The 22,790-nt window shown below is 59.0% G+C and carries 22 protein-coding genes and 1 pseudogene; 3 read left to right on the top strand and 20 right to left on the bottom strand.

Going from position 1 to position 22,790, the window contains the following annotated elements; translation table 11 throughout:
- Positions 1 to 44: 44 nt before the first annotated feature.
- From ACQY8Q_RS04010 to ACQY8Q_RS03985, 6 genes are all read right to left on the bottom strand, one after another.
- Positions 45 to 1,727, bottom strand: a complete 1,683-nt coding sequence (locus ACQY8Q_RS04010; RefSeq protein ID WP_428424878.1) for a metallophosphoesterase family protein — start codon at positions 1,725 to 1,727, stop codon at positions 45 to 47.
- Complete coding sequence (locus tag ACQY8Q_RS04005) at positions 1,721 to 2,329, bottom strand: dual specificity protein phosphatase family protein (RefSeq protein ID WP_428424876.1); 609 nt, start codon at positions 2,327 to 2,329, stop codon at positions 1,721 to 1,723. The genes ACQY8Q_RS04010 and ACQY8Q_RS04005 overlap by 7 nt, the downstream gene beginning before the upstream one ends.
- Before the next feature lie 52 nt (positions 2,330 to 2,381).
- Positions 2,382 to 3,221 carry an inositol monophosphatase family protein gene (locus ACQY8Q_RS04000; RefSeq protein WP_428424874.1) on the bottom strand — a complete coding sequence of 280 codons (840 nt, stop codon included), beginning with the start codon at positions 3,219 to 3,221 and terminating at the stop codon, positions 2,382 to 2,384.
- 142 nt (positions 3,222 to 3,363) lie between these two features.
- Complete coding sequence (locus ACQY8Q_RS03995) at positions 3,364 to 4,704, bottom strand: sensor histidine kinase (protein ID WP_428424872.1); 1,341 nt, start codon at positions 4,702 to 4,704, stop codon at positions 3,364 to 3,366.
- A complete protein-coding gene (locus ACQY8Q_RS03990) occupies positions 4,701 to 5,366 on the bottom strand; it encodes a response regulator transcription factor (protein ID WP_428424870.1) in 666 nt (221 codons plus the stop codon). Before ACQY8Q_RS03990 ends, ACQY8Q_RS03995 begins: the two co-directional genes overlap by 4 nt.
- The gene (locus tag ACQY8Q_RS03985; protein ID WP_428424868.1) at positions 5,366 to 5,716 is read right to left on the bottom strand and encodes a PepSY domain-containing protein; all 351 of its coding nucleotides are present in this window, start codon (positions 5,714 to 5,716) and stop codon (positions 5,366 to 5,368) included. The genes ACQY8Q_RS03990 and ACQY8Q_RS03985 overlap by 1 nt, the downstream gene beginning before the upstream one ends.
- A gap of 139 nt (positions 5,717 to 5,855) precedes the next feature.
- On the opposite strand from ACQY8Q_RS03985, the gene ACQY8Q_RS03980 reads away from it, so the two are divergent.
- Complete coding sequence (locus ACQY8Q_RS03980; protein WP_428424866.1) at positions 5,856 to 6,812, top strand: calcium-binding protein; 957 nt, start codon at positions 5,856 to 5,858, stop codon at positions 6,810 to 6,812.
- Positions 6,813 to 7,068: 256 nt separating this feature from the next.
- Here the strand turns inward: ACQY8Q_RS03980 and ACQY8Q_RS03975 are convergent, their stop codons facing one another.
- The 9 genes and pseudogenes from ACQY8Q_RS03975 to ACQY8Q_RS03935 all read right to left on the bottom strand — a co-directional run.
- Entirely contained in the window at positions 7,069 to 8,505 is a 1,437-nt protein-coding gene (locus ACQY8Q_RS03975; protein ID WP_428424864.1) for an MFS transporter, read from the bottom strand.
- Positions 8,502 to 9,767, bottom strand: a complete 1,266-nt coding sequence (locus ACQY8Q_RS03970) for an MFS transporter (protein WP_428424862.1) — start codon at positions 9,765 to 9,767, stop codon at positions 8,502 to 8,504. Before ACQY8Q_RS03970 ends, ACQY8Q_RS03975 begins: the two co-directional genes overlap by 4 nt.
- Positions 9,768 to 9,855: 88 nt before the next feature.
- The gene (locus tag ACQY8Q_RS03965; protein WP_428424860.1) at positions 9,856 to 10,881 is read right to left on the bottom strand and encodes an aliphatic sulfonate ABC transporter substrate-binding protein; all 1,026 of its coding nucleotides are present in this window, start codon (positions 10,879 to 10,881) and stop codon (positions 9,856 to 9,858) included.
- A 35-nt stretch (positions 10,882 to 10,916) separates the two neighbouring features.
- The gene (locus ACQY8Q_RS03960) at positions 10,917 to 11,786 is read right to left on the bottom strand and encodes an ABC transporter permease (protein WP_428424858.1); all 870 of its coding nucleotides are present in this window, start codon (positions 11,784 to 11,786) and stop codon (positions 10,917 to 10,919) included.
- Between the two features lie 35 nt (positions 11,787 to 11,821).
- Positions 11,822 to 12,658: an ABC transporter ATP-binding protein gene (locus tag ACQY8Q_RS03955; protein WP_428424856.1), complete on the bottom strand. Its 837-nt coding sequence runs from the start codon at positions 12,656 to 12,658 to the stop codon at positions 11,822 to 11,824.
- Between the two features lie 20 nt (positions 12,659 to 12,678).
- Positions 12,679 to 13,005, bottom strand: coding sequence for a 4Fe-4S binding protein (locus tag ACQY8Q_RS03950; protein WP_428424854.1), 327 nt, complete (start codon positions 13,003 to 13,005; stop codon positions 12,679 to 12,681).
- Complete coding sequence (locus ACQY8Q_RS03945) at positions 13,002 to 14,642, bottom strand: FAD-dependent oxidoreductase (RefSeq protein ID WP_428424852.1); 1,641 nt, start codon at positions 14,640 to 14,642, stop codon at positions 13,002 to 13,004. Before ACQY8Q_RS03945 ends, ACQY8Q_RS03950 begins: the two co-directional genes overlap by 4 nt.
- A 66-nt stretch (positions 14,643 to 14,708) precedes the next feature.
- A complete protein-coding gene (locus ACQY8Q_RS03940; RefSeq protein ID WP_428424850.1) occupies positions 14,709 to 15,293 on the bottom strand; it encodes a thioredoxin family protein in 585 nt (194 codons plus the stop codon).
- Positions 15,294 to 15,553: 260 nt separating this feature from the next.
- Positions 15,554 to 15,815, bottom strand: a pseudogene (locus ACQY8Q_RS03935) (aldehyde dehydrogenase family protein); the annotation flags it as partial.
- Positions 15,816 to 15,941: 126 nt separating this feature from the next.
- Here ACQY8Q_RS03935 and ACQY8Q_RS03930 point away from each other — a divergent pair.
- Together ACQY8Q_RS03930 and ACQY8Q_RS03925 are read left to right on the top strand one after the other, a co-directional pair.
- On the top strand, positions 15,942 to 16,829 hold the full coding sequence (locus tag ACQY8Q_RS03930) for a LysR family transcriptional regulator (protein ID WP_428424848.1): 888 nt from the start codon (positions 15,942 to 15,944) through the stop codon (positions 16,827 to 16,829).
- Between the two features lie 139 nt (positions 16,830 to 16,968).
- Positions 16,969 to 18,135 carry a TDT family transporter gene (locus tag ACQY8Q_RS03925; RefSeq protein ID WP_428425550.1) on the top strand — a complete coding sequence of 389 codons (1,167 nt, stop codon included), beginning with the start codon at positions 16,969 to 16,971 and terminating at the stop codon, positions 18,133 to 18,135.
- On the opposite strand, the gene ACQY8Q_RS03920 is transcribed toward ACQY8Q_RS03925, so the two are convergent.
- The 5 genes from ACQY8Q_RS03920 to ACQY8Q_RS03900 form a co-directional block, all read right to left on the bottom strand.
- A complete protein-coding gene (locus ACQY8Q_RS03920) occupies positions 18,130 to 18,576 on the bottom strand; it encodes a hypothetical protein (RefSeq protein ID WP_428424846.1) in 447 nt (148 codons plus the stop codon). The two genes, ACQY8Q_RS03925 and ACQY8Q_RS03920, sit on opposite strands and share 6 nt — an antisense overlap.
- Before the next feature lie 191 nt (positions 18,577 to 18,767).
- Entirely contained in the window at positions 18,768 to 19,634 is an 867-nt protein-coding gene (locus tag ACQY8Q_RS03915) for an ABC transporter permease (RefSeq protein ID WP_428424844.1), read from the bottom strand.
- Complete coding sequence (locus tag ACQY8Q_RS03910) at positions 19,631 to 20,512, bottom strand: ABC transporter permease (RefSeq protein ID WP_428424842.1); 882 nt, start codon at positions 20,510 to 20,512, stop codon at positions 19,631 to 19,633. Before ACQY8Q_RS03910 ends, ACQY8Q_RS03915 begins: the two co-directional genes overlap by 4 nt.
- Entirely contained in the window at positions 20,505 to 21,575 is a 1,071-nt protein-coding gene (locus ACQY8Q_RS03905; RefSeq protein WP_428424840.1) for an ABC transporter ATP-binding protein, read from the bottom strand. The genes ACQY8Q_RS03910 and ACQY8Q_RS03905 overlap by 8 nt, the downstream gene beginning before the upstream one ends.
- A gap of 66 nt (positions 21,576 to 21,641) precedes the next feature.
- The gene (locus ACQY8Q_RS03900) at positions 21,642 to 22,769 is read right to left on the bottom strand and encodes an extracellular solute-binding protein (RefSeq protein WP_428424838.1); all 1,128 of its coding nucleotides are present in this window, start codon (positions 22,767 to 22,769) and stop codon (positions 21,642 to 21,644) included.
- Positions 22,770 to 22,790: the final 21 nt, after the last annotated feature.

Genomic DNA, 22,790 nt, shown 5'->3' with positions numbered 1-22,790 from the left:
CTGCGGCTCATGGGCAATTGCGCCTGCCGGGAGAAGGTCCGCGATCATACCGCCAGCAACTCGTGCCGCGGAGAAAGCTCGATCGTTACACTTCGCGCTCCGTTTTCGGCGCGGTCGAGAAAAGTGCCGAGCGCACCGAGGAAAATGCGAAGGAAGCTAACAAGGGAGCCGTCGTGGTTGTCCGGTTCGCGTCCGAAACGCTTCGCCAGTGCCCGGTAGAGGAGGAGCCTTTCAGCCTCGATATGCGGCAGTGCCAATGCTGCCCCCTGACGCAGACAGTACCAGTCGGCGATCAGCTCCGACAGTGGTAGAGCGGCCGATAGTGTGTCGCCGGATGGCTGCCAGTTTTTGCTGTCGAGCAAGCCGATAACATCCGCTACCCGTTGATCCTGGATCGCCGCAACGATGCCGGGCGGCCATTCCTTCACGAAATAGCGATGCCGCACCAGCGCGCGCTTATGGCTACGCAGGAAGGCGCCGTAGTTGTCTGCCGTGAACGCCGGGTCCGGATCTTCCCGGAGAAGTGTGGTTTCCTGCGCATAGCCCGCGCCAATACGGCCGTTGACTGGCAAGGCCGACATTTCCACGGTTTCGATGGCGATCGCCTCAAGCGACGGATGAACGACCTTGAACGCGGGGGGAAAGGCGACGAGCGACGGCACGGCGATATTGGTGAGCGAGCGGTCTCCGACGGCTCGCCGCGTAACACCTTCGACATGCAGATGCCCGCTGAAATGAACGGAAAGCCCTGCCTGCACCAGCGCATCCTCGACCGCCTTGCGCGGTGTGCGGCGCACGACATTGGTTTGCCCGAACAGTGTGCTTTCAGCGCCGGTCGCGCCGTCAAAAGGGTCGAGCGCCGGATAGTGGGAGAAGGCAAGCAGTGTCTTGCCAAGAGCCTGCGCCCTGCGGCTGACATCGGCAATCCAGTCCATGATGAAAGGCTTGCTGCGCAAAAGTGCATTCCAGCCGCCCGACGTGCTGTCGGTGAAGGCCGCTTCTTCTCCGGTCTCGAAGAGACCATCGAGTGGTTCGAAGATGTTGGCGTCGATCATCAAAAGCCAGAGGCCGGGCTCCGGTTCGACGAGATAGGACGCATCCATCAGTTGGTAGACATTGCTGCCGCCCGGCGAGCGGACATCGTAGAGACGATCTTGCGGTGCATCGGAACCGCCAAACGGCGTTTCCCAGTGCAGATAGTCCGGACGGCGGAAATAGCCGAACGCAGCCATGGGGCTAAGCCCGGCCGGATAACCTTCGCAATACATGCCGTCGTTAAAGACGGCATGCTCGCCTGCCAGGCGCGCATCGCTGGAGACGGAAAGGCCCCTGCCGTTTTCCGTCAGAAACTCCTTGGTGTGGTGCCGGCCGCGTGGACCGAAGATGTCGTGATTGCCAGGCAGCGCGTAGAAGGCGGTGCCATAGGTATCGCTGTGGAGTTGCAGAATACCTTTGAGCGTTTCGGTGGTGGTGCGCTGTCCATCGTCGGTATAGTCACCGAGCAGCACTACATGGCGGATGCTGCGGCGCTGCACTTCGTCGAGCGCCGCATGCAGCGCATCGGCACTTTCGTTAAAGACGCGGGTGGATTGGCGCGTATCCGACCAGCTGCGCATGGTGATCTGCTGGCCATCGATCTCGATGCGGGGAAAACCGAAATCCGCCGCCGTATCATGGAAATGAGCGTCGGCGATGACAGCGACCGACGGAAGACTGCGTGTCAGCATGATGGCGGCTGCTTCCTGCCTTCGATAAGGTCAATCCATTCGGAGGCGCGGCGGGCGGCGGCATAGAGCATCGGTTTTGGTGTTTCGAACCATTCATCCGGCCGCAATTCCCGTTTCTCTCGGATCACGGCAACTGCATCGTCCAAAGTGGGATAGAGGTGCGGTTGCTGCTTGTGCAGGAACAGTGCGACCAGCGAGACCGAGCGGCTACGACCGCTGCGGCAATTGACGAGCACGTTGCCACCGTCCGGAAAAGGGTAGGTTTCCCGCTTCGGCATCGTCTGCCGCAGGGCGCCGTCGAGAATGTAGTAGGCGCCGAGCATCATCGTGTCCGGGCTGCCCTCTCCGTCGATCAGGCCGAGCTTGTAGTAGCGCACATCGCCATAGCCTGCAGGACGCAGGTCGCCTTCGCCTGCTGCCGCCGGTACAAAGTTGATGTCGAGATTGACGGCGCAGTTGACCACCGTGGTGATGCCGTGCCGGCGCAGGAGGTCGAGATCGCGGGCGCCATCGCTGCCACCGATATAGAGAGCTGCGCCATGCGGGCCGAGGCCTTCGCCAATCAGGCTGATTGCGGGCCGGGTATAGACAGGTCCATCCATTTTCATTCCTTCGCACGCACGCGGCGCGTTCTTTTCTGGCTCGCCTTTAGAATTAAGCCAATGTTGCCTGCCGCTGATCCTGCACGTGCGCTACGGCCAGCGGGATATTCGATGCCTTGCTGACACCCTGCGCGACGCCTTTGGCGGCTGCAAGCACCGGCCCGCCGTCTTTCAGGCTGCCGAGATCCAGGAATGGGCAGACGTCACCGCCGGCTTCGCTGACGAGCAGCAGGCCCGCGAGGCAATCCCAGGAATTCATGTGCAATTCGATATAACCATCCGACCGGCTATCGGCGACATAGGCGAGTGCCAAAGCCCCGGACCCCGCGCGGCGGACATTGGTGCCCATATCGAGCAGATTTCTGACAACATCGAGATAAGTGGAATTCGGCACGCGGGTCGACCATCCCATTTCGATCGAGGCCGCGTCGAAGCGCTGCGTTTCTGCGACTTTGATTGGCAATCCGTTGCGCGTCGCCCCTTCGCCACGGCGGGCGAAATGGAGTTCGTCAACAGCCGGATTGTAGATCGCGGCAATTTCGGTGCGCCCATTTTCGACATAGGCGATGGAAATGCAAAAATGCGGAATACCGCGGGCGAAATTGGCTGTTCCATCGACGGGATCAACCACCCAGACTCGCTCGTCAATGTCGCCACCGCCTTCTTCCCCGAAAAAGCTGTCACCGGGAAAATGTGTCGAAATCAAACCTCGAATATGCGCTTCCGAGGCGGCATCCGTCACCGTCAGGAAATCCTGGGGGCCCTTCATCGAATAGCTGCGCGTCGTCTCGCCGTGAAAGCCTTTCAGAACAAGCGCTCCGGCGGAGCGAATTACGTCGCGGCATAGGTCGGCACGCGCTGCCAAGGTGTCTGGATAGGGCATTGATTCCATGAATTCCGGCCATATGGTATATTTTGAACACGTGTTCATATTGCACACGTGTTCATTCTTTTCAAGCCTGATTGATGGACACTGTAAGTGCACGCGGCAATGACTATTTTTGACGTCGAGAATAAGATGCCGGATTTGGCGCTCAAGCTATGCGGGGCAACCGGATGGAGACCATGAGCCCCGGCCGGGCGTTCTCAAGCGCGATTGTGCCTCCGGCCGCTTGCACGATGTTTTCGCTCATCGAAAGTCCCAAGCCAGCACCCCCGCTTGTGGTATCCAGACGGCCGCCCCGCCGCAGTACATGAGGCAGGTGTGTCTCCGGAATTCCCGGACCATCGTCGCGGATTTCAATTTCTACCATCGCCCCGTTCGGTTTCGCCCGAACAGAGACTTCTTCGTTGCCGTAACGGGCGGCGTTTTCGGAGATATTGCCGATGAGTTCAGCCAGATCGTCCGGGTCGATCCGCACCTTCACGCCTGCGGGAACCTCTATAATCCACTCGATGCTCTGCCCGGTGGGCGTACGCTGGACAACCGCGATGACACTGTCGATCACCTTGGCCAGATTGGAACTGGCGTAATGACTGCTGTCGGCAATCCGCGCCCGCGCCATTTCATGGTCCACAAGCCGCCGCATGGACGTGATTACAGCGTCGATGTCGCGCGCCATATCCGTTTGTCCCAAGGCCTTCAGCCGCTCCACATCACCCGCAAGGACCTGGAGAGGGGTTTTGAAGCCATGGGCAAGTTCTGCTGCCCGTTCCCGGGCACGCAGCAATTGCTCCTCGCGATAGTGCAGCAGCCCATCGACTTCTGCGGTCAACGGCTGCACCTCATCGGGAAACCCATTTCCCAGCCTGTCAGCATCTCCGCTCCTGATCAGCGCAATGCGCCGGCGCAATTCGTCGAGGGGCTTTGTCCCGACGATAATCTGGGCGAGGCTGGCGGCGAAAAGCAAAAGGGCCAGAAGGGCCAGATAGGGAAGCAGGTCTTTCCGGAATGCCTGTGTTGCCTGGTCGATGATCGAACGATCGATGGCAACTGTTGCCAAAACGGCAACACTGCCGAGCCGCGCATTCGTGACGACATTGCGCGACAGAGCGATCAGTTCGGCGTCGCCGGGACCCTTCACGCCAATCTCGTGCACGGCCGCATTATTCTGTCCCGGAATTGTCAGCGGCGTATCCCAAAGCGACCGGGAAAATCGCTGCTCGCCTTGCGCCTCGATCTGCCAGTAAAGGCCGGAAAACGGTTTTTCGAACCGGGGGTCGGCAGGCTGGCGGACGACATCAATTCGGCCGCCAACACCCCGCCACAAACCTGCAATCACCTGATCGAGATGGATGGCAAGCTCGTTGGAGATGCGTCTTTCGACATGACGTTCAAACAGGAACGACAGGCCGAAGAAGGCAAGCAGGAGCGCCAGACCGACCGAGGCGGCTCCTGCTAGCGCCAGCCGTAAACGCAGCGAGCGCCGGGTCATGCGCGTTCTTCACCAATCAGATAGCCGAAGCCTCTGCGTGTTGCGATGGCGGAGGCGCCCAGTTTTTTCCGAAGACGGGTGATCAACGCTTCAAGCGCATTTGCCTCACGAGAAAAGTCGTCGCCATAGACATGGTCCAGCAGTTCGCTCGCCGGCACCACGCGGTCGCGATGATGGGCGAGATAGCTGACCAGGCGGTACTCGAAGGCTGTCAGCGATAACGGCATGCCTCCAACGCTTACGCGCATGCTGCGCGTATCGATGCTTATGGTGCCAACATCGATGGTCGCAGCGCCGTGACCGACGGAACGACGGATGAGCGCTCTGACCCGCGCCAGCAGTTCTTCGAATTGAAAGGGCTTGGGAAGATAGTCGTCCGCCCCGGCGTCGATGCCTTCGACACGCTCCGCCCAACTTCCACGCGCCGTCAGCACAAGCACCGGCATATGGCGGCTGTTGCTGCGCCATTGCTTGAGAACGGTGATGCCATCCATGCGCGGCAGGCCGAGGTCGAGCACGACGAGGCTGTAATCTTCGGTGTCGCCCTTGAACCAGGCGCTTTCGCCGTCATGGGCGAGCTCCACGGCATAGCCAGACGAACAGAGGACGGAGCGAATGTCCTCCGCAATCCTGGCGTCATCCTCAACGACCAGCAGACGCACTAGTCTTCCTCATTCCCGATGATTTCCTTGGTCAAGGCATCCACTTCGATTTCGACAATCTGTCCCGAAGGCTGGATGATCTCAATCTCATAGATATACCGGCCGTCTTCAACTTCAAATTCGATTTCGATGATATCACCGGCGATCTTTTCCCGAACGGCCGAAACAATCTCTTCGAGTGGACGGATCTTACCCTGCTTGAGCGCTTCGCGCGCCTCATACTGCTCGCGCGCGTCGTCGGCGGCGTCCAGGTTCAACGCCGGATCCCCTGAAGCGCTGACGGGCAGGAGGACAAAAGCCGCAGCCAGAAAACAGATAATCAGGCTGTGAGAGCGGTTTTGCGTAAACATGACGTCTCATACATCCGCCAAACTGACAATTGGCTGACGATCGTTGTCAGATTGCTGAAAGGCCGGCTCGATCATGGTGCCCGTCATCGGCGGATACATGCAGTGTGCCCGCCTTCGCAGCAAGGAAGGAGTGACGCACATGGCACGATTGAAGGGCACCAAGGCCGCCGATCTTTTGAAGGGTTCAGGCCATTCCGACGGCATGTACGGCAACGCCGGCAATGACAGGCTCAATGGCTATGGCGGCAATGACGATATTGAAGGTGGCGATGGCAACGATCACATCGATGGCGGCAGCGGTCACGATGATCTCGAAGGCGGAAAAGGCAACGACACGCTGATCGGCGGCTCCGGAAACGATGAGATGGAAGGCGGCAGTGGCAAGGATGTCTTCGTTTATAGTTCCGGCCGTGACGAGATCAGTGATTTCAACGGTCGCGACGACATCATCAGCCTCGACAAGTCTCTCGGCATAGGTTCGTTTTCGGAGTTGCTCAGCAAGGCAAAAGTCGTCGATGACGGCGATGACGTTCTCTTCACGTTCGCCAACGGCAATACGCTCACTCTCGAAGACGTCGATGTGAAATCCCTGAAAGCCGAGCACTTCGGCCTCAAGCCCGACACTGAAACCGTGCCGACGCCCAAGGACGACACGCTGATCGGCACGGCTGGCAACGACACGCTCAAGGGTGGTGGCGGCAATGACACGATCTATGGCCATGGGGGAAACGACGAGCTCGAAGGCAATAGCGGCAATGACGCGCTTTACGGCGGCAGCGGTCATGACGACTTGGAAGGCGGCTCTGGAAATGACCGGCTCGATGGCGGTTCTGGCCGTAACGAACTGGAAGGCGGCAGCGGCTCCGATACCTTCGTTTTTTCGGCGGGCAGGACCGAAATCGAAGACTTCCGCGCCGGTACCGACAGAGTTGAACTATCCAAGCTCCTCGGCGTTTCGAACTTTTCCGACATGATGAAGCTCGCAACGACGATCAACGGCGGTGAAGACGTCCGCATCGATTTCGGCGGTTCGGTCCTGGTCTTCGAAGACACCACCATCCGGGAACTGAAATCGTCCGATTTCTTCTTCGTCTAAAAATCATCACGTTTTTTGAAAAGGCAGGCGGCGTCGCTAACGACACCTCGTGTTTGCACTGATGTGATTGATGAATTCACAGGAGAATACATCGCCAAGTCGAAGTCTGAAGGGCATCGACTTGGCGAAGTGCATATTCATTTCGGCAACAATCTGGTTTCAATGCCAGCAGCGATGGCCAGAGCGGGCATGCGACGCGGTTCGCCTGTGAGATCAGACAAGCCCAGTCAAGGAATGGCAGGGCAACGGTTTGCCCTCATTTCTGCAAATGCCCCGACACTTCTGCACCGGCATTCTGTTGCAGCGCCAAAAATCTGAACGACGCCAGCATTCCAATTGTGCCGATCAGGATGAACGGCCATTGGAAATCAGCGAGCGTCAGGACTGTGGCGCTGCGCAGATATTGTGACGTACTGAGAACCGCAGCGGCGACGGCAACACCCAGGACCATGGCGAATTGTTGCAGCATGCTTGACAGTGTCGAGGCCGAGCTGCGTTGAGCCGGTGTAATGTCGGCGAAACCCAGCGTGTTCAATGCTGTAAACTGCATGGATCGGGATAGTCCTGCAATGAACAGGATCGCGTAGATTGCCAAATCCGGTGTGGCTGGAGACAGAAGCGCACAGGCTGCGATGGAAGCCGAGGCAATCATGCCATTGAAGACGAGGATCGTCCGGAAGCCGAACCGGCGTAGAAGCGGTGTCGTGACGGACTTCATCGCCAGGTTTCCGGCAAAATAAACGAGGATATAAGTCCCGGTCGCGATCGCATCGAGGCCAAAGCCGACCTGGAAAAGCAGCGGGATCAGGAACGGCATGGCGTTGATCGCAAGCCGCGACGCGGTGCCGGCAGACAGGGTGGAAAGGGCAAAGGTCGGGATGGCGAAAGGTGAAAGATCCAGTAGCGGATTGGCGGTTCTGCGAAAGTGGCGGATAGCCCAGGCGGAAAGCGCAAATCCCACGGCAAGCAGGCCCATGACCTGATAGGCCGACACCGTTCCATGAACGAAACTTTCCAACCCGGCCAGCAACAGGGTGAGACCGAGTGCGGACAGCACGAAGCCGGTGATATCCAGCCTGCCTGTATCTTCCTCCCTTTGCTGCGGCACGAAATGCCAGACAAGGGCAAGACCGACAATACCGATCGGGATGTTGATGAAAAAGTTCCAGTGCCAGCTGGCATAGGTGGTGATGACGCTGCCAAGCGCCGGCCCGATGACGGGCGCGATCAGGGCCGGCCAGGTGATCAAGGCGACGGCGTTGACGAGGTCGCGTTTCGGCGCATTCCGCAGCACGATCATGCGTCCGATCGGGTTCATCAGCGCGCTGCCGAACCCCTGGACCGCGCGAGCGGCAATGAACTCAGCGAGCGTAGTGGACAGGCCGCAGAACAGCGACGCGATCACGAAGATCGCAATTGCCGCCATGAAGACATTGCGGGCGCCGTACCGGTTTCCCAGCCAGCCGGAAAGCGGAATGAAAGCCGCCATCGTCAGCATGTAGACCGTCAATCCGATGCTCATAGCCACCGGCTGCACGCCAAAGGACTGCGCCATCTGCGGCAGTGAGGTGACGACGATCGTGGCATCCAGCATCTGCATGAAGAAAGAAACCGCAACGACAAAAGCCACAAGCCGCGAACGGCTGGACGAGGCCTCAACCTCTACACTTTCAACTGCATTGAGCATTGTCATGAGTTAGCCTCGTGCGCGGTGGTGGGCAAGCGTCCGGAAAAATAGATTCGCCGAACTGCAGGAAGTGTGCCGATAATGCCAACCAGGAACGTCCCTGCGGCAAGTCCGATCAGAACCTGCAGATCGAACCAATGTGCGGCAAAACCGATCAGAAACGCCCCCATCGCGGGGCCGGCGCGGAAAACCAGCGTATAGAGCGCCAGCACGCGGCCGTGCATGGCCGGTTCGCTCATCGTCTGCGCCATGGTTTGCATGCCGATGTTGCACACAACATGAAAGAGCCCTGCAAGAGCGATCAGGGGCAGCGCGAAAACGAACGTGCCGGTGGTTGAAAAGAGCATGAGCGAAACGGCGATACCGGCAGCAGCGGCAAATGTGACGCGGACCAGCGTCAGGGGCGCGCGCTTCTTCAACATCCAGGCGGCACCAAACAAAGCCCCGACACCTTGCGCCGCCATCAGCAAACCAAGCGTATCGGGACCACCTGCAAACGTTCCACCCGCCAGGGCTGGAAACAGTTCGGTGAATGGCCGTGCCAGTACGGAAAACGACAGTGTCAGCGCAAACAGCATGGCGATCTGCGGCGCGCGTAAAATGTATTTGAAGCCTGAGACGATATCGGCCGTGAAGTGCACGGAGCGCACCGCAAGCCCCGGCCGGTCGATCCACGGGCGAACCTGGACAAGCACCGCCATGATGGCGATGAAGGAGACGGCGTTAACGAGAAACACATCGCTCACACCATAATGCACCATAATGAGGCCGCCGATCATCGGACCGATGCTGCGGGCAATGTTGGCTGCGATCGAGTTGGCGGCGATCGCCTGGGATACGCGGCCGGGAGGTGCAAGTGCGCCTGTTACCATCATCCGCGCCGGTTGATTGAAACCCTGCAGCGTCGAATCGATCACCGCCCAGGCAAGCAGCAGCCAGGGCGAAACGACATTCAGGACAACCAGCAGCCAGATCAGGCAGGAATTTGCCATGGCAAGAACCTGGGTGAGCCAGATGAGCTTATAGGGATTGCTGCGATCGGTGACGGTGCCGGCAAGCGGCGCGACCCAGAAGGCGGCGATCAGATCGGACAGCGCGACGGCTCCCACCCAGGCCGGTGAATGCGTCACCTCCCAGACCAGCCACCCGACCGCAGCCTTCTGCATCCAGTCGCCGGAAAAGCTGACACATTGGGCAATGGAAAACAGGATGAAGTTGCGGCTCTTTGGTGCAGGCATCAGCCGCTGGTCGGATGGAATTGCTGTCATTTCAGTCTTGAAGTGTTGTGAGCAATCAAACGACCGCCGGGCAGCGGTGCAACGCAGGCCCGGCGGTCAATAAAGAAGCATAAACGGATTACTGGTTGGAATCGACTTCCTTATAGGCTGCATCGAGATAGCTTGTGTCGATCCAGGTGTCGTAATTCACCGAACCCTTGAGCAGCTTGGCTTGCGCCATGAATGCCTCTTCGTCCTTCAATGCCTTGACGGCTTCCGGGGTGATGCGGGGGTCCTGATAGAATTTGCCATCGGCATAGGTATTGCGGACTGATTTTTCCGATGTCTTGGTTTCATCGACGAAAATCTTGATGGTGTCTTCCGGATGGGCATCGGCCCAGCGCGCCAGCTGGATATCGACCTTCAACAGGCGCTTGACGAGATCGGGATATTTCTTGGCGAATTCACCATTCACCGAAATGACGAAGGGTGCCGACCATTCCGGATATTTGTTGCTGTCGAGGATGACCCGGGCTTCGCCCTTTTCGACCAGCTTCGACGTCGAGTTGTCGGATTCTACGACGGCATCGACATCGCCCCGGATCAGCGACGGACCGGATGCGGCAAAATCGAGGTTAAGCGGTTCGACATCGTCCGTGGTCAGTCCTACCGTCTTCAGCGCTTTCGAGAATACCGAATGGCGAACCGTGCCGGCCAGAAAGGCAACTTTCTTGCCCTTGAGGTCGGCAACCGTCTTGATCGGCGAACCCGCCTTGACGATGATCGTGGTCGACGAATTCTTGGTAAAGCTCGACAGGCCGATCGCCTTGACGTTGGCGCCAAGGGCTGCGGCACGCAAAGCCGGGTTGTTGCCGGTGTAGGTCACTTCGATAGCGCCGGTGGCAAGTGCCGTCAGGGCCTCGGAGCCACCATTGGTGAAGGCAACCAGCTCGACCTTGATACCGTCCTTGGCAAATTCCTTTTCAAACGCGCCGTTATGGCGGCCGAGAATGAACTTCAGGTGGCCCGGCGCGGTGGTGCCGATACGGATGATATCCGGCTTGTCTTCGGCAAAGGCTGCGCCTGAAAGCAGGGAAGCGCCAAGGAAAGAGAGGGCTATACCCTTCAAGATATTCCGGCGCAGTCGGGTAAATGTGTGGGTCATGATCGTCCTTTGAATGTTGTGTGTCGGATAGGGGATTAGTGCGGAGAGGATTCCGATGGGCTCTTCCAGCCGGTCGCCCAGCGTTCGAACCACACGAGCAGGTAGTTCACGATCAGGCCAATGAAGGTCATCGTCAGGATGCCGGCATACATGTCGGCCGTTTCCATCATCAGCTGCGAGTTCTGGATGAGGTAGCCAAGGCCCGATTTGGCCGCGAGCATTTCGGCGCCGATGACAGCGAAGATCGAGGATTTCACCGCAAGACGCGCGCCCGCAACGATATGCGGAATGCTGGCCGGCAGGATGACCTTGCGGAACAGGTCGAGATCGGAGGTACCCATGGACCGGGCGGCCTTCAACAGAAGTGGATCAACCGACTTCACGCCGCTGATGGTGTTGATCAAGAGGAAGAAGATCGACGAGTAGAAGGTGATGGCGATCTTCGAGGCTTCACCGATGCCGAGCAGGAGAATGAAGACCGGCAACAGCGCAAATTGTGAGGTGTTGCGCAGGGTCTGGACGAGAAGGTCCGAAACCTTCTCGAACGTCGAATATCGCCCCATCAGGAAACCGAGCGGGATCGCCACCACAAGCGCCAGCGCAAAGCCGATGAAGGCGCGTTGAAGGCTGATGCCGATATTGGCAGACAACGTGCCGTCCAGCAGCATGGCGTACCAGGCGGTCAGCACCTCGCTCAGCGGCGGAAAGAAAATGGCGTTCAGCCAGCCAAGGCGCGGTGCGATCTCCCAGAACACGAAGAAGGTGATCAGCAAGGGCAAACCGTACCCGAACGTCCCGAGGCTGAACCGGCGGCTTTTGCGGCGCGCGGGTGCTGCTTTGGGAATGTCGCGAGACCGCGCTGTCACTGCAGGCACGAAGCCGGATTTATCGGTTACAAAAGCCATCTTGGCCTCCCATTGTCTTTAAGCAGCGTCTGTCTTCAGGCAGCGTAGGCGGGCGAAAGTGCCCAGTCTTTCTGCGCCTTGTTCACTTCGTCGCGCAGGGCTTCCCAGACGCGGCCGCGATGGCCGTTAAACGCCGTGCTGGAGCGGATATCGCCGTCGCGCGGGCGCGGCAGATCGATATCGATGATCTCTTTTATGCGGCCCGGGCGCGCCGTCATCACGACGATCCGGTCGGCGAGATAGATGGCCTCGTCGATCGAGTGGGTGACGAACACCACGGTGGTGTTGATCTTTTCCCAGATGCGCAGCAATTCGCTCTGCAGTATTTCGCGGGTTTGGGCATCGAGGGCTGCAAACGGCTCGTCCATCAACAGAACCTCCGGATCGGCCGCCAGCGCCCGGGCAATGGCGACACGTTGCTGCATGCCGCCGGAAAGCTGATTGGGGAACCGGTCCTCGAAGCCTGAAAGGCCGAAAAGCGACAGGAAGTAACGTGCCTTATCTGTTCGCTCTCGCTTACCGACGCCGCGTACTTCCAGCGCATATTCAATATTGGCGAGCGCCGTGCGCCACGGAAAAAGGGCATATTGCTGGAAAACGTAGCCGGTCTTCGGATCGGGCTTGGTGATGATCTTGCCGTCGATCTCGACCTTGCCGCTGGTGGCCTGCGTCAAACCGCCGATGATGTCGAGCAGGACAGACTTGCCGCTGCCGCTCGGGCCGACCAGCGTTATGAATTCGCCCTTGCGGATGGTCAGATCCACCCCGTCGAGCACGGTGACGCTGTCGGTGGATTGGCCGTCGATAGTAACGAACTGGCCCGGCTTCAGCTGGAATGTCTTGTGGACATCGGTAACGGTGATGCGGTCCATGTCTTTGGTCTCCTTCGGTCTCAGACTTGAGCGACGCGGATGCGATGGGTCGGGTCGAATTGCGTGCCGCCGGGTTTGCCGCGCTTCCAGCCGAGCGCGCGGGAATAGCTGCCGAACAGTTCGCGCTCTTCAACCTCCGCCTCGGTGATGGCGACGGGCCCATCGGCATACTCGGCCACGTAAAGCGCATCCGTCGGGCAATAGATTTCACAGAGAAAACAGGTCTGGCAGTCATCCTGCCGGGCGATCACCGGCACGCCGCCGGTCTTGTCGAAGACATTGGCCGGGCAGACCTTGACGCAGATGTCGCATTCGATGCAGCGGCTTTCGGAGATCACCTCGATCATGACGCAAGCTCCTTGCCATGCTGCACCGGCGGTGCGGCTTGAACGCGGATATCATCGACGCCGCTGACAAGAATGGGATGCGTGAAAGCGGGATCACTGGTTTTGAAATCGGCGCGCCGGTGCATGCCGCGGCTTTCCTGGCGTGCAAGGGCGGCGTTCAGCGACCAGCGGCCGGTTGCGGCAATCGCGGCGGCTTCACGGGCGCGGTAACGATCGACGCCGGCTCCGGCCAGATGATGACGGACATCACTCCACAGCGAGTCGAGCGTCTGGCGGCTTGTCTCCAGGCGGTTGCCATCGCGGAAATAGTTTTTCTCGAGCGGCAGGACTTCCGCCTGTACGGCGGCAATGACATCCTTTGCCGTGAGACCGGGTTTCGTCGTGCCGGCAGGCCGCAGACCCGCTTCGCCAAGGGGCTTGGAGGTCGAGCGAAACGCCGACCGTTGCTCGTGGCGCTTGGCAAATTGCGATGCGCCCTGACCGGACCACCAGCCGCTGGCAATGGCCCAGGAGGAATTGACCGCCCCGCCGCCGGACATCGCGCCGGTCATGTTCTCACGGCTTGCGGCATCGCCCGCCACGTAGAGGCCGGGGACATCGGTGCCGCAGTCGGACGTGGCAAGGCGAATTCCGCCGGTGCCACGCACCGTACCTTCTGCCTTGAAGGTGACGCGGAACAGATTCTTGAACGGATCGATCCCCATACGGGAATAGGGCACGAAACAGTTGGGCTGCCCTTGCCGCAGCCAGTCCTGCAATGCGGGTTCCGCCTGATCGAGACGCGCGTAGACCGGCGCCTCGATCATCGCCCGGGCGATTTCCTTTTCGCGTTCGCCAATGCCGTTGCGCAACGGCTCGCCGTCACTGTTGATGATCTCCGTGCCATCCTCGCGATAGAAGGTCGCCCAACGGAAGGGCAGGCCCTTGTTCAGGGACGAACCATGCGGTGCGAGCGTGTATTTTCCGGTGAACTCCATGCCGGAGAGCGTCGCACCGGCCTCTGCGGCCATCAGATAACCGTCGCCGGTCAGGCCAGTTGCGCCAAGAATGCGCTCATGGAAGGCGCAACCGCCGGTCGCCAGCACCACGGCTTTCGCATCGACGCGCCAGTCGCGATTGCGCTGCCGGTCGACGCCGGCCGCGCCGGTCACGGTTTCGCCGTTGGACAGAAGTTCAAGCGCCGGATGCTGATCGAGAACGGTGATGCCGGCGAGAAGAACACGGCGGCGCATGAAAGCCATGTAGTCCGGCCCACGCAGATTGGCGATATAGAGCTTGCCGTCGTCTTCGCTTGGAAAGGGATAACCCCATTCAACAAGCTTCAGCAGGTTTTCGTAGGCCCGATCGACGCAGCGCAACATCCAGCGCGGATCCGCCAGACCGGCCGTACGCTGCCACCGCCGTTCGACGATCTGGGCGCGGTCCTCGCCGGGGGCCACGCACCACGTTCCGGTATTGGACGGGGCCGTTGCTCCGCTGGTGCCGAGATAACCTTTATCGGCCAGAACCACCTTGGCGCCATTCTCCGCTGCGGCGAGCGCTGCCCACGCGCCCGACGGGCCGCCGCCGAGCACGAGAACGTCGGCCTCCAAATGGAGACTACCGGATCCGTTCAGATCTGTTTGTTTTGACGACATGCCGTCTCTCGTAAACGCGTGGGAAATGGGCGGCGAACAATGCACCGCCCTGCAGAAACGGATGCCTCAGGCAGCCGCCGACCAGGACGGTTCGTTGCCCGGTTCCCATTTGATGTTGCAGCCGATCGAAGGAACCTGATGGGTTGCCGGGTGGGCGCCGGAGATCACGGCATCCACCGCAGCACGCAGATCCGCGCCCGTAACAACCTTGCCGTTGCCCGGCCGCGCATCGTCAAACTGACCGTGGTAGGCGAGTTTGCGATCGGCATCGAACAGGAAAAAGTCAGGCGTGCATGCCGCGCCATAGGCCTTGGCTACGTCCTGCGAGGCGTCCTTCAGATAGGGAAAGGTGTAGCCGTGTGTTTCGGCTTCTTCGCCGAGGCGAGCCAGTGCTTCCTCCGGGTGAGCGGCCGGATCGTTGCTGTTGATGGCAATAATCTGCAGCCCCTTGGCCGCATAATCCTGTCCAAATTTCGCGAACTCCTCGCGCAGCAGGACCACGAAGGGACAGCGATTGGAGATAAAGGCAACGAGCAGCGCCGGTTTACCGGCAAAATCGGTCAGCTGGTGAACGCGACCATGTGCATCGGGCAAGGCAAAATCAGCGGCTTTGACGCCGATTTCGATGGGATTGGATTGGGTTTTGGGCACGGCATTCTCCTGATGCGACCGATGCGGCAGATATTACCCATTAAATCTACTAGTTTTATAGATTTTGTAGTGGGCCTTTTGTCTCGAAAGCGGCGTCAGCGCGAACGTTTTTTCTGCGCGGACCACAAGGCGCATTCCGATTTTGCCATGGATGAGGAATGCGGATGGAATCCCGTTCCATGGGGGATCGCTAATGATCCGCTTCGTAAGCTTTGTTCCTGCAGGTTTTTGGAACGATGCGTTTAAGACGCACCGCGCCTTTATCGCTCCTCGGTGTTGATCCAGCGCAGGTCAGTGAATTCGGCGATCGCCGTGTTGCCAGCGAAACTGGTCGTAGCCGCTGTCTCTAATACCGCTGAAGGGTATTTGCGCCTCGTTGTTCAACGTCAGTCCATCGATGTGGCAGATGCCGGATTCGATGCGGGCGGCAACAACCATGGCGCGCTGGATATTACGGCTGAACACCGCCGATGACAGACCATATTCGGTATCGTTGGCAACGCGGATCGCTTCTTCATGTGAATGATAATGAGGATTTTTTGTCAAATTGCCGGACGAAACCAATCGTTTCTATCACACAGTCACTGTGCTAGCGTTCGAGAAAATCGATTAGCGGGTTGAAGTCCGATCCGGAAGAGCGGTGCATTGATGACGTTGGACCAGTTGCGCATTTTCGTTGAGGTTGCCGCGCGCGAACATATCACCAAGGCCGCAGCCGCATTGAACATGACGCAATCGGCAGTCAGCGCCGCCGTCACCGCACTTGAAAGCCGTCACGGCGTCACTCTGTTCGATCGGGTTGGCCGTTCGATCATTCTCAATCAGACAGGCAGGGTGTTTCTAAAGGAAGCCCAATCGGTGTTGTCGCGTGCAAAGGCAGCGGAGGCGGCACTCAACGACTTGGCAGGCCTGACGCGCGGTGAACTGTCGATCATGGCAAGCCAGACCATCGCTGGTCACTGGCTGCCGGCACGTCTGGTCGAGTACAGAAGGCGGTATCCCGGCGTGACGCTTGATGTCCGCATCGGCAATACGGGCGAGGTTGCCGATGCTGTCGAAGGCGGCCATGTCGAAGTTGGCCTCGTCGAAGGAAAAGTCTCGCGGCCACTTTTGTCTTCACGGGCCGTTGCGACCGACGAAATGATCCTGGTCGCTGCCCCCGGCCATCCCTTTGCCAACGGGCGAAAGATCAGCGTCAACGATTTCAAGGAGACGACCTGGGTTTTGCGTGAGCCGGGTTCCGGGACCAGACTTGCCTTTGACAGTCTCCTGAGCAGGTCAAAGATTGGCCCTACTGATCTGGACATTGCACTCGTTCTTCCGGGGAATGAGGCTGTGCTGGGAGCGGTTGAAGCGGGCCTCGGCATCACGCTGATCTCGCGTAGCGCGGCCTCGGCGGAACTGCGGGGCGGTTTGTTGCTTCAACTTCTGTTTGCGCCGATACCACGGCCATTTTTTCTCCTTCATCACAAACAACGGTATCGCAGCAAGGCGGCCGACGCTTTTGGCGCGCTGATCGAAGATCGGGCGCCATGATCGTGAACGTCGTCAGTTGATGATGTACTCGTGGGGATTAATCGATATCATCGAATGAATTGATCAGAATTATGCGTTGGAAGCGAATGATTGGCTTGGGTATTTCTCCTTCACACCGATAGGAGAAATACGGATGGCCATGTCCGATCCCGCCAGACAAGTCTGGTTTACACCCCTGAACACCCTTTCGCATCCGCGGGAAATGGTTCGTCAGTTTACCCCAAACTGGTTTGCCACGACCATGGGAACGGGTATTTTGGCCATCGCACTGGCGCAGTTTCCAGGCATCCCGGTTCTGACAGCCATTGGTCACGGCCTCTGGATCTTCAATATTGCGCTTTTTTCCCTGTGTACCCTGCTCTACGTGGCGCGCTGGCTGCTCTACTTTCACGAGGCCCGGCGCATCTTCAGTCATTCGATCATGTCGATGTTTTTCGGCTGCATTCCGATGGGCCTTGCAACGATCATCAACGGCATTCTGATCTTCGGGGCGCCGGAGCACGGCGATTTTTCTGTGACCATTGCAGTCGGTCTCTGGTGGTTCGACGTCGCTCTGGCGCTGTCTTGCGGAATTGCCATCCCCTTCACGATGTTCACCCGGCAGTCGCACTCGATCGATCAGATGACGGGTCTCTGGCTTCTGCCGATCGTCGCAAGCGAGGTGGCAGCGGTCAGCGGAGCGCTGCTCCTGCCTTATCTCGTTGATCCCACCCAGCAGTTGACTATCCTGATAATCAACCTCGTGCTCTGGTCCTGTTCGGTGCCGCTTGCCATGGGCGTTCTCACGATCCTGTTCCTGCGCATGGCGGTACACAAACTGCCGCATATCAACATGGCGGCATCAAGCTGGCTGGCACTCGGGCCGATCGGAACCGGTGCGCTTGGTCTGCTGATCATCAGCCAGAATGCCCCGGCGGTGCTCGCTGCAAATGGGCTCGGCATCTTCGCCGCCGCTTTTTCCGGTGCAAGCCTTCTCGGTGCGGTGCTGCTGTGGGGATACGGCCTCTGGTGGATGGCGATGGCGATCGCGATTACCATCAGCTATATCCGTGAAGGCCTTCCCTTCAACATCGGCTGGTGGGGCTACACCTTTCCGCTCGGTGTCTATGCCGTCGCGACATTACGGCTGGCAACCCTTGTTCCCCTGCCGGCAATCGGAACATTCGGCACGGCTCTGGTCGCAGCCCTCGCCATTCTCTGGCTGATCATCGGCGCTCGCACGGTCAAGGGAGGCTGGAGCGGTGCTCTGTTCCATGCCCCGTGCCTCAACAAGGATTCACAAGACATATCGCCCAGGCAGTTATGATGCAGGGACAAACTTGCCCTCATACCGAACGCGAAAATTGCGCCGCTCAGCTTCCTCCCGGAAGCACACGAAAATCAACTCAAGATCGTTATTGTTGTCGGCGCGTCCAAACAGGCAGAGCGTAACCACGACGGTCTCGAGATAACCGCTGCTCAGCCGGATGGCTGCATTTCTGATCTCGTTTATTCCAAGATCGTTGCGGCTGTCACTGCGCAGGTAAACCAGCCAGAAACGCGTGGTCTGCCAGACGGGTAGCAGGGCGTCTGTCACCTGTTGCTTGAATTCAAACGCGCTCATCGCCGGTGTCCAGGAAACGGTGATCTCGTCCTGAGCCCCATATAGGTTGAAGTATCCGTCGAAATCCATTTCGCTCGACAGCCGCTCTTCAAGCATTTCAAAGGCTGCAGCGTCGGTTATCGCGGTTCTGAAAAATACAGCCATGGAATACCTGAATTGAAGAATAGATCGGCTTCACGATTGGCCCACGGATTCGGACTGATCGCCCGTTATACGGCGGGCCAACTTAGCGTTTCATCCGGAATTTACCAGCGGTAGCGATCACCATTTTTGCAATTCCAGGAATGCAGCGATGAGATCAAGATATTCTGCATGGTTGCGTCAATAACCAAAATTCATCCGCTATTTGACCGCACACTTTTCTGGCGGTTGTTCCGGCGGGAGAGTTCATAGGTCACTGCCGCAACAATGGTCAGCGCAATAAGGATCAGACCGAGTGCATTGACTGCCGGGGTGAGGCCAGTGCGCACCTTGGTGGCGATGTAAACGGTCAGAGGTGTCTGCGTACCCCGCACGAACAGTGTCGTGTTGTAGTTTTCAAACGACTGCAGGAACGCGATAAAGGTTGCTGCCAGCAAGGATGGGGTCAGATAGGGCAGGAGGATGCGGCGAAAGACCATGAAGCGCGATGCACCGAGGCCGATAGCGGCGTCTTCCAGGGTCCGGTCGAACCGCTGTAACCGGGCGGCGACCATCAGCATGACATAGGCAGTAATAAAGCTCGATTGCGCCAGCACGATCAGCAAAGTGCCGCCGCCGACGCCCACTTGCCGCCAGAGCACCAGCGTGGCAATGCCGATGGCGACACCGGGCGTGAGCAGTGGCGATACCATCAGTGCGTAGAAGAAACTGCGGGAGCGATCCTGCAGGCTGTTCAGGAAAAGGGCCGCAGCCGTACCGAGCGGCAGGGATATGGCGATGACACCAAGGCTGATGACGAGCGACAGACGAAGAGCGTTCCACATCGCCTGATCCGCCCAAAGGGCCGCAAACCAGTCGAACGTCGTGCCGAGCCAGGGGGTGACCGTTGGGAATTTGCTGGTGTTGAAAGTGGCCGCAACCATCACTGCCAGGGGCAAAAACAGATAGAGGAAGAAAAGCACCATGTAAGCGGCAAAGATCACGCGCGGCAGAACCTCTGCAAGCTTTGCCAGGTAGGTGCCGGTCCGCGTCTTTGCCTTGTTTTCAAAGGTCATTGTCATTTGGCTACATCCGCAAGGTTGACCTTGAAAATCTTCAGCGCTGCCATCACCACCGCCATGCACAGTGCAAGCAGGACCAGCGCATAGGCAGCGCCACGGTTCCAGTTTCCGCCTTCGAAGAACCAGTTGTAGATGATTTCGGTGAACCAGCGGCTGCCCGGCGCACCAAGCAGGGCTGGAGCAACATAGCTGCCTGCGGCCAGCATGAATGTGAAGACGCAGCCGGTCGCGATGCCGGCTTTGGCATGCGGTATGACAATCCGGCGATGGATCTGGAATGTCGAGGCGCCGAGATTGCGGGCGGCCTCGATCTGCGTTGAATCCAGTGTCGAAATCGAATTATAGACCGGAAAGAGCATGAACAGGACATAGGCGTAGACCATACCGGCCAGCACGCCGAAATCCCCGAACCACCGCATCGGCGCATCGATGATGCCGAGCCAGACCAGCACGACATTCAGCGGCCCATTGAAGGCGAGCAGGATGTACCAGGCGAGCGTCCGCAGAACCTCGTTGATCCAAAATGGGATGATCAGCGCCACCGTGACAAATCCGACCGCGCGGCGCGTCGCCACCTTGGCGAGCCAGAAAGCCATCGGATAGGTGACGGCAAAGGTTATCAGCATGACGAGCGCACTTGCCCAGATCGTCTTGAAAAAGATGGCGCGGTGAACCGGATCGATGAACAAGGCGCTGAAATTGACGAGCGTATATTGATCACTGGGTCCACCGATCTGCGCCGGTGTCAGGTTTGGCCGCAGCGAGAAATCAAGCATCATCAGGTTTGGCGCGAGAATCAGACCGAGCAGCCAGACGGCAACACCGACGATGAGCAGGCTGCCGAGACCCGGTCCGAACCGCTGGATTATGTTACGCATGCGCCATGACCAGTGCTTGGGCTGGCGAGAATGACAGCTGTACCCGGGCCCCGGCTATCGGGGCATCGGCGAGCAGATGATGCGGCAGGGCCGCCGTCAGCCGGCGGCCACCATCCGTTCTGGCAAGTAGCATGGCTGTTGCGCCTTCAAATTCCAGCTGTTCGGCGAGCGCATGCAGCCCATTTTCCTGGGTACCGGCGTTGAGCGAGATAGCTTCCGGGCGAACATAGATCACGGCGTTGTCGCCAGTTTTCAACCCCTTTCCGCTGCGGCCGACAAAGAGACCGTGTTCGGTCTCAACCGCCGCAAGCCCATCGGCGATGCGCTCGACCTTGCCGGAAAATTGATTGGTCTCGCCCACGAACGTTGCCACGAAAGGAGTGCCGGGGTTTGCATAGAGTTCGCGCGGTGTTGCCACCTGCTGCAAAATGCCCGCACTCATGACCGCGACGCGGTCCGACATGGCCAATGCTTCCGACTGGTCATGAGTGATATAGATGAAGGTCACTCCAGTGCGCTTTTGCAGCGATCGCAACTCGGAGCGCATGTGCTGGCGAAGCTTGAGATCGAGCGCCGAAAGCGGCTCGTCGAGAAGCAGGACCTGTGGCTCGACAGCAAGCGCCCGCGCGATTGCAACGCGCTGCTTTTGGCCCCCCGAAAGCTCCTGGATCATACGGTCGCCATAACCTGGAAGGGCGATCAATTCGAGCAGTTCCTCGGCCCGCCGCCGCCGCGCAGTCTTGGCGACCCCGCGCACTTCCAGTCCGAATGCGATATTCTCCCATACCGGCATCAACGGAAACAGCGCCAGCGACTGGAAGATCATCGATGTCGGCCGCTGGTTGGCGCCGATGCCGGCCATATCGCGGCCGCCGATCAGAATTTGACCAGCCGTTGGCTGCAGGAACCCGGCAATCAGCCGCAGGATCGTCGTCTTGCCGCAGCCGGATGGTCCGAGAATGGAGAAGAATTCTCCGCCCTCGACAGCCACGGAGAGTTTTTCCACCGCACGGGTAGCGCCGAAGGCCATTTCGATGTCGATCAGTTCGACGGAGTGGGACATGCCGCTGTTCCTTGAATAACAACGGCGGGGTTGTCGCCCCGCCGCTTTTGATAAAGAGAGACGCGATCAGGCCGACAGGAACTTGTCCTGGTATTCGTTGCGCAATGCGACGAACCAGTTGTCCTGAACCGGCCACCACCACAGCTTTTCCAGAGCATCGCCCGGATAGGCGGACTTGAAGAATGTCTGCGAAGCTTCCGAAAGGAACTTTTCCGCGCCGACGGCCGTCGTATTGATCGATGTATGGTTGGCGTAGAGCGCGCCTGCTTCTGGCGTCAGCACCCAGTTGAGGAATGCATAGGCCTGTTCGGTATTGGCGGCGCCGACTGGAAGGGAAACGCCTTCCATCCAGGCGAGAGCACCTTCCTTCGGTGCGACAAAGCCGATGGGCAGGCCTTCTTTAACAAGCCCGGCAGCCGAGGAATCCCAAGTCTGGCCGATCGTTACGCCGTTGGCGCGAAATGCGCCCTGGGCCTCGTTTTCATTCGACCAGAACTGGGCGATGTTGGCCTTGCGCGCGGTGGCTTCAATCATGATGGCATCGTAATTGATGCGCATGGTGGCTTCGTCCTTGAAGCTGTCGCGCATCGGCTTCGGCAGCTTGCCCGCTGCTTCCATCCAGAGACCCAGGCCAACAAGACCGGAATGGCCGCGAACGGTCGCCTTGCCGGCCATTTCCGGCTTCCAGATATCGCCATAGGAGGCCGTGCCGTATTCCAATGGCGTGGTATTCTTGTTGAAGGAGATGGCTTCGGTTCCCCAATCGGTCGGCACCTGGTAGCGTTTGCCGCCGACGACGGCGCCGAGGGTTTCCGAACCCTTCACGGCGCTTGGCAATGCGCGGTCCCACAGGACCTTCTTTTCATCGATTGGCTGAATGAGACCGAATTCGACATAGTTCGGAACGCGGTCAACTGCCGGCCAGATGACGTCGTAGCCGCTGCCATTACTGGCGCGCATCTGGTTGAGCAACTCGTCATTGGTTCCATAGGGCGTGTAGACCGGCTTGATGCCCGTGTCTTTTTCAAAAGCTGCCAGCATCTCGTCGGAGATGTAGCCGGCCCAGGCAAAGATATTGACGGTGCCCGACGAACCGGCGGCAAATCCCGTGCGGGACACGAACGGTGCGGCGAGCGCCAGACCTGCAGTCGCGGCTGCGCTCTTCATCAAAATACGTCGGCTGATATGCGTCATCGAAAAGACCTCCTGGGTGGC

Origin of the sequence: Pararhizobium sp. (assembly GCF_965279435.1) — a bacterium.
GTDB lineage: Bacteria > Pseudomonadota > Alphaproteobacteria > Rhizobiales > Rhizobiaceae > Pararhizobium.
The sequence above is the reverse complement of the archived record's forward strand: the minus strand, read 5'-3'. Positions and strand labels throughout refer to the sequence as shown.

Coding starts and splice junctions, on each gene's coding strand:
- ACQY8Q_RS03985 (WP_428424868.1), bottom strand. CDS start 5,716: ATGTTTACGCAAAACCGCTCTCACAGCCTGATTATCTGTTTTCTGGCT.
- ACQY8Q_RS03980 (WP_428424866.1), top strand. CDS start 5,856: ATGGCACGATTGAAGGGCACCAAGGCCGCCGATCTTTTGAAGGGTTCA.
- ACQY8Q_RS03975 (WP_428424864.1), bottom strand. CDS start 8,505: ATGACAATGCTCAATGCAGTTGAAAGTGTAGAGGTTGAGGCCTCGTCC.
- ACQY8Q_RS04010 (WP_428424878.1), bottom strand. CDS start 1,727: ATGCTGACACGCAGTCTTCCGTCGGTCGCTGTCATCGCCGACGCTCAT.
- ACQY8Q_RS04005 (WP_428424876.1), bottom strand. CDS start 2,329: ATGGATGGACCTGTCTATACCCGGCCCGCAATCAGCCTGATTGGCGAA.
- ACQY8Q_RS03970 (WP_428424862.1), bottom strand. CDS start 9,767: ATGACAGCAATTCCATCCGACCAGCGGCTGATGCCTGCACCAAAGAGC.
- ACQY8Q_RS03950 (WP_428424854.1), bottom strand. CDS start 13,005: ATGATCGAGGTGATCTCCGAAAGCCGCTGCATCGAATGCGACATCTGC.
- ACQY8Q_RS04000 (WP_428424874.1), bottom strand. CDS start 3,221: ATGGAATCAATGCCCTATCCAGACACCTTGGCAGCGCGTGCCGACCTA.
- ACQY8Q_RS03930 (WP_428424848.1), top strand. CDS start 15,942: ATGACGTTGGACCAGTTGCGCATTTTCGTTGAGGTTGCCGCGCGCGAA.
- ACQY8Q_RS03960 (WP_428424858.1), bottom strand. CDS start 11,786: ATGGCTTTTGTAACCGATAAATCCGGCTTCGTGCCTGCAGTGACAGCG.
- ACQY8Q_RS03955 (WP_428424856.1), bottom strand. CDS start 12,658: ATGGACCGCATCACCGTTACCGATGTCCACAAGACATTCCAGCTGAAG.
- ACQY8Q_RS03965 (WP_428424860.1), bottom strand. CDS start 10,881: ATGACCCACACATTTACCCGACTGCGCCGGAATATCTTGAAGGGTATA.
- ACQY8Q_RS03995 (WP_428424872.1), bottom strand. CDS start 4,704: ATGACCCGGCGCTCGCTGCGTTTACGGCTGGCGCTAGCAGGAGCCGCC.
- ACQY8Q_RS03920 (WP_428424846.1), bottom strand. CDS start 18,576: ATGGCTGTATTTTTCAGAACCGCGATAACCGACGCTGCAGCCTTTGAA.
- ACQY8Q_RS03905 (WP_428424840.1), bottom strand. CDS start 21,575: ATGTCCCACTCCGTCGAACTGATCGACATCGAAATGGCCTTCGGCGCT.
- ACQY8Q_RS03900 (WP_428424838.1), bottom strand. CDS start 22,769: ATGACGCATATCAGCCGACGTATTTTGATGAAGAGCGCAGCCGCGACT.
- ACQY8Q_RS03945 (WP_428424852.1), bottom strand. CDS start 14,642: ATGTCGTCAAAACAAACAGATCTGAACGGATCCGGTAGTCTCCATTTG.
- ACQY8Q_RS03925 (WP_428425550.1), top strand. CDS start 16,969: ATGTCCGATCCCGCCAGACAAGTCTGGTTTACACCCCTGAACACCCTT.
- ACQY8Q_RS03915 (WP_428424844.1), bottom strand. CDS start 19,634: ATGACAATGACCTTTGAAAACAAGGCAAAGACGCGGACCGGCACCTAC.
- ACQY8Q_RS03910 (WP_428424842.1), bottom strand. CDS start 20,512: ATGCGTAACATAATCCAGCGGTTCGGACCGGGTCTCGGCAGCCTGCTC.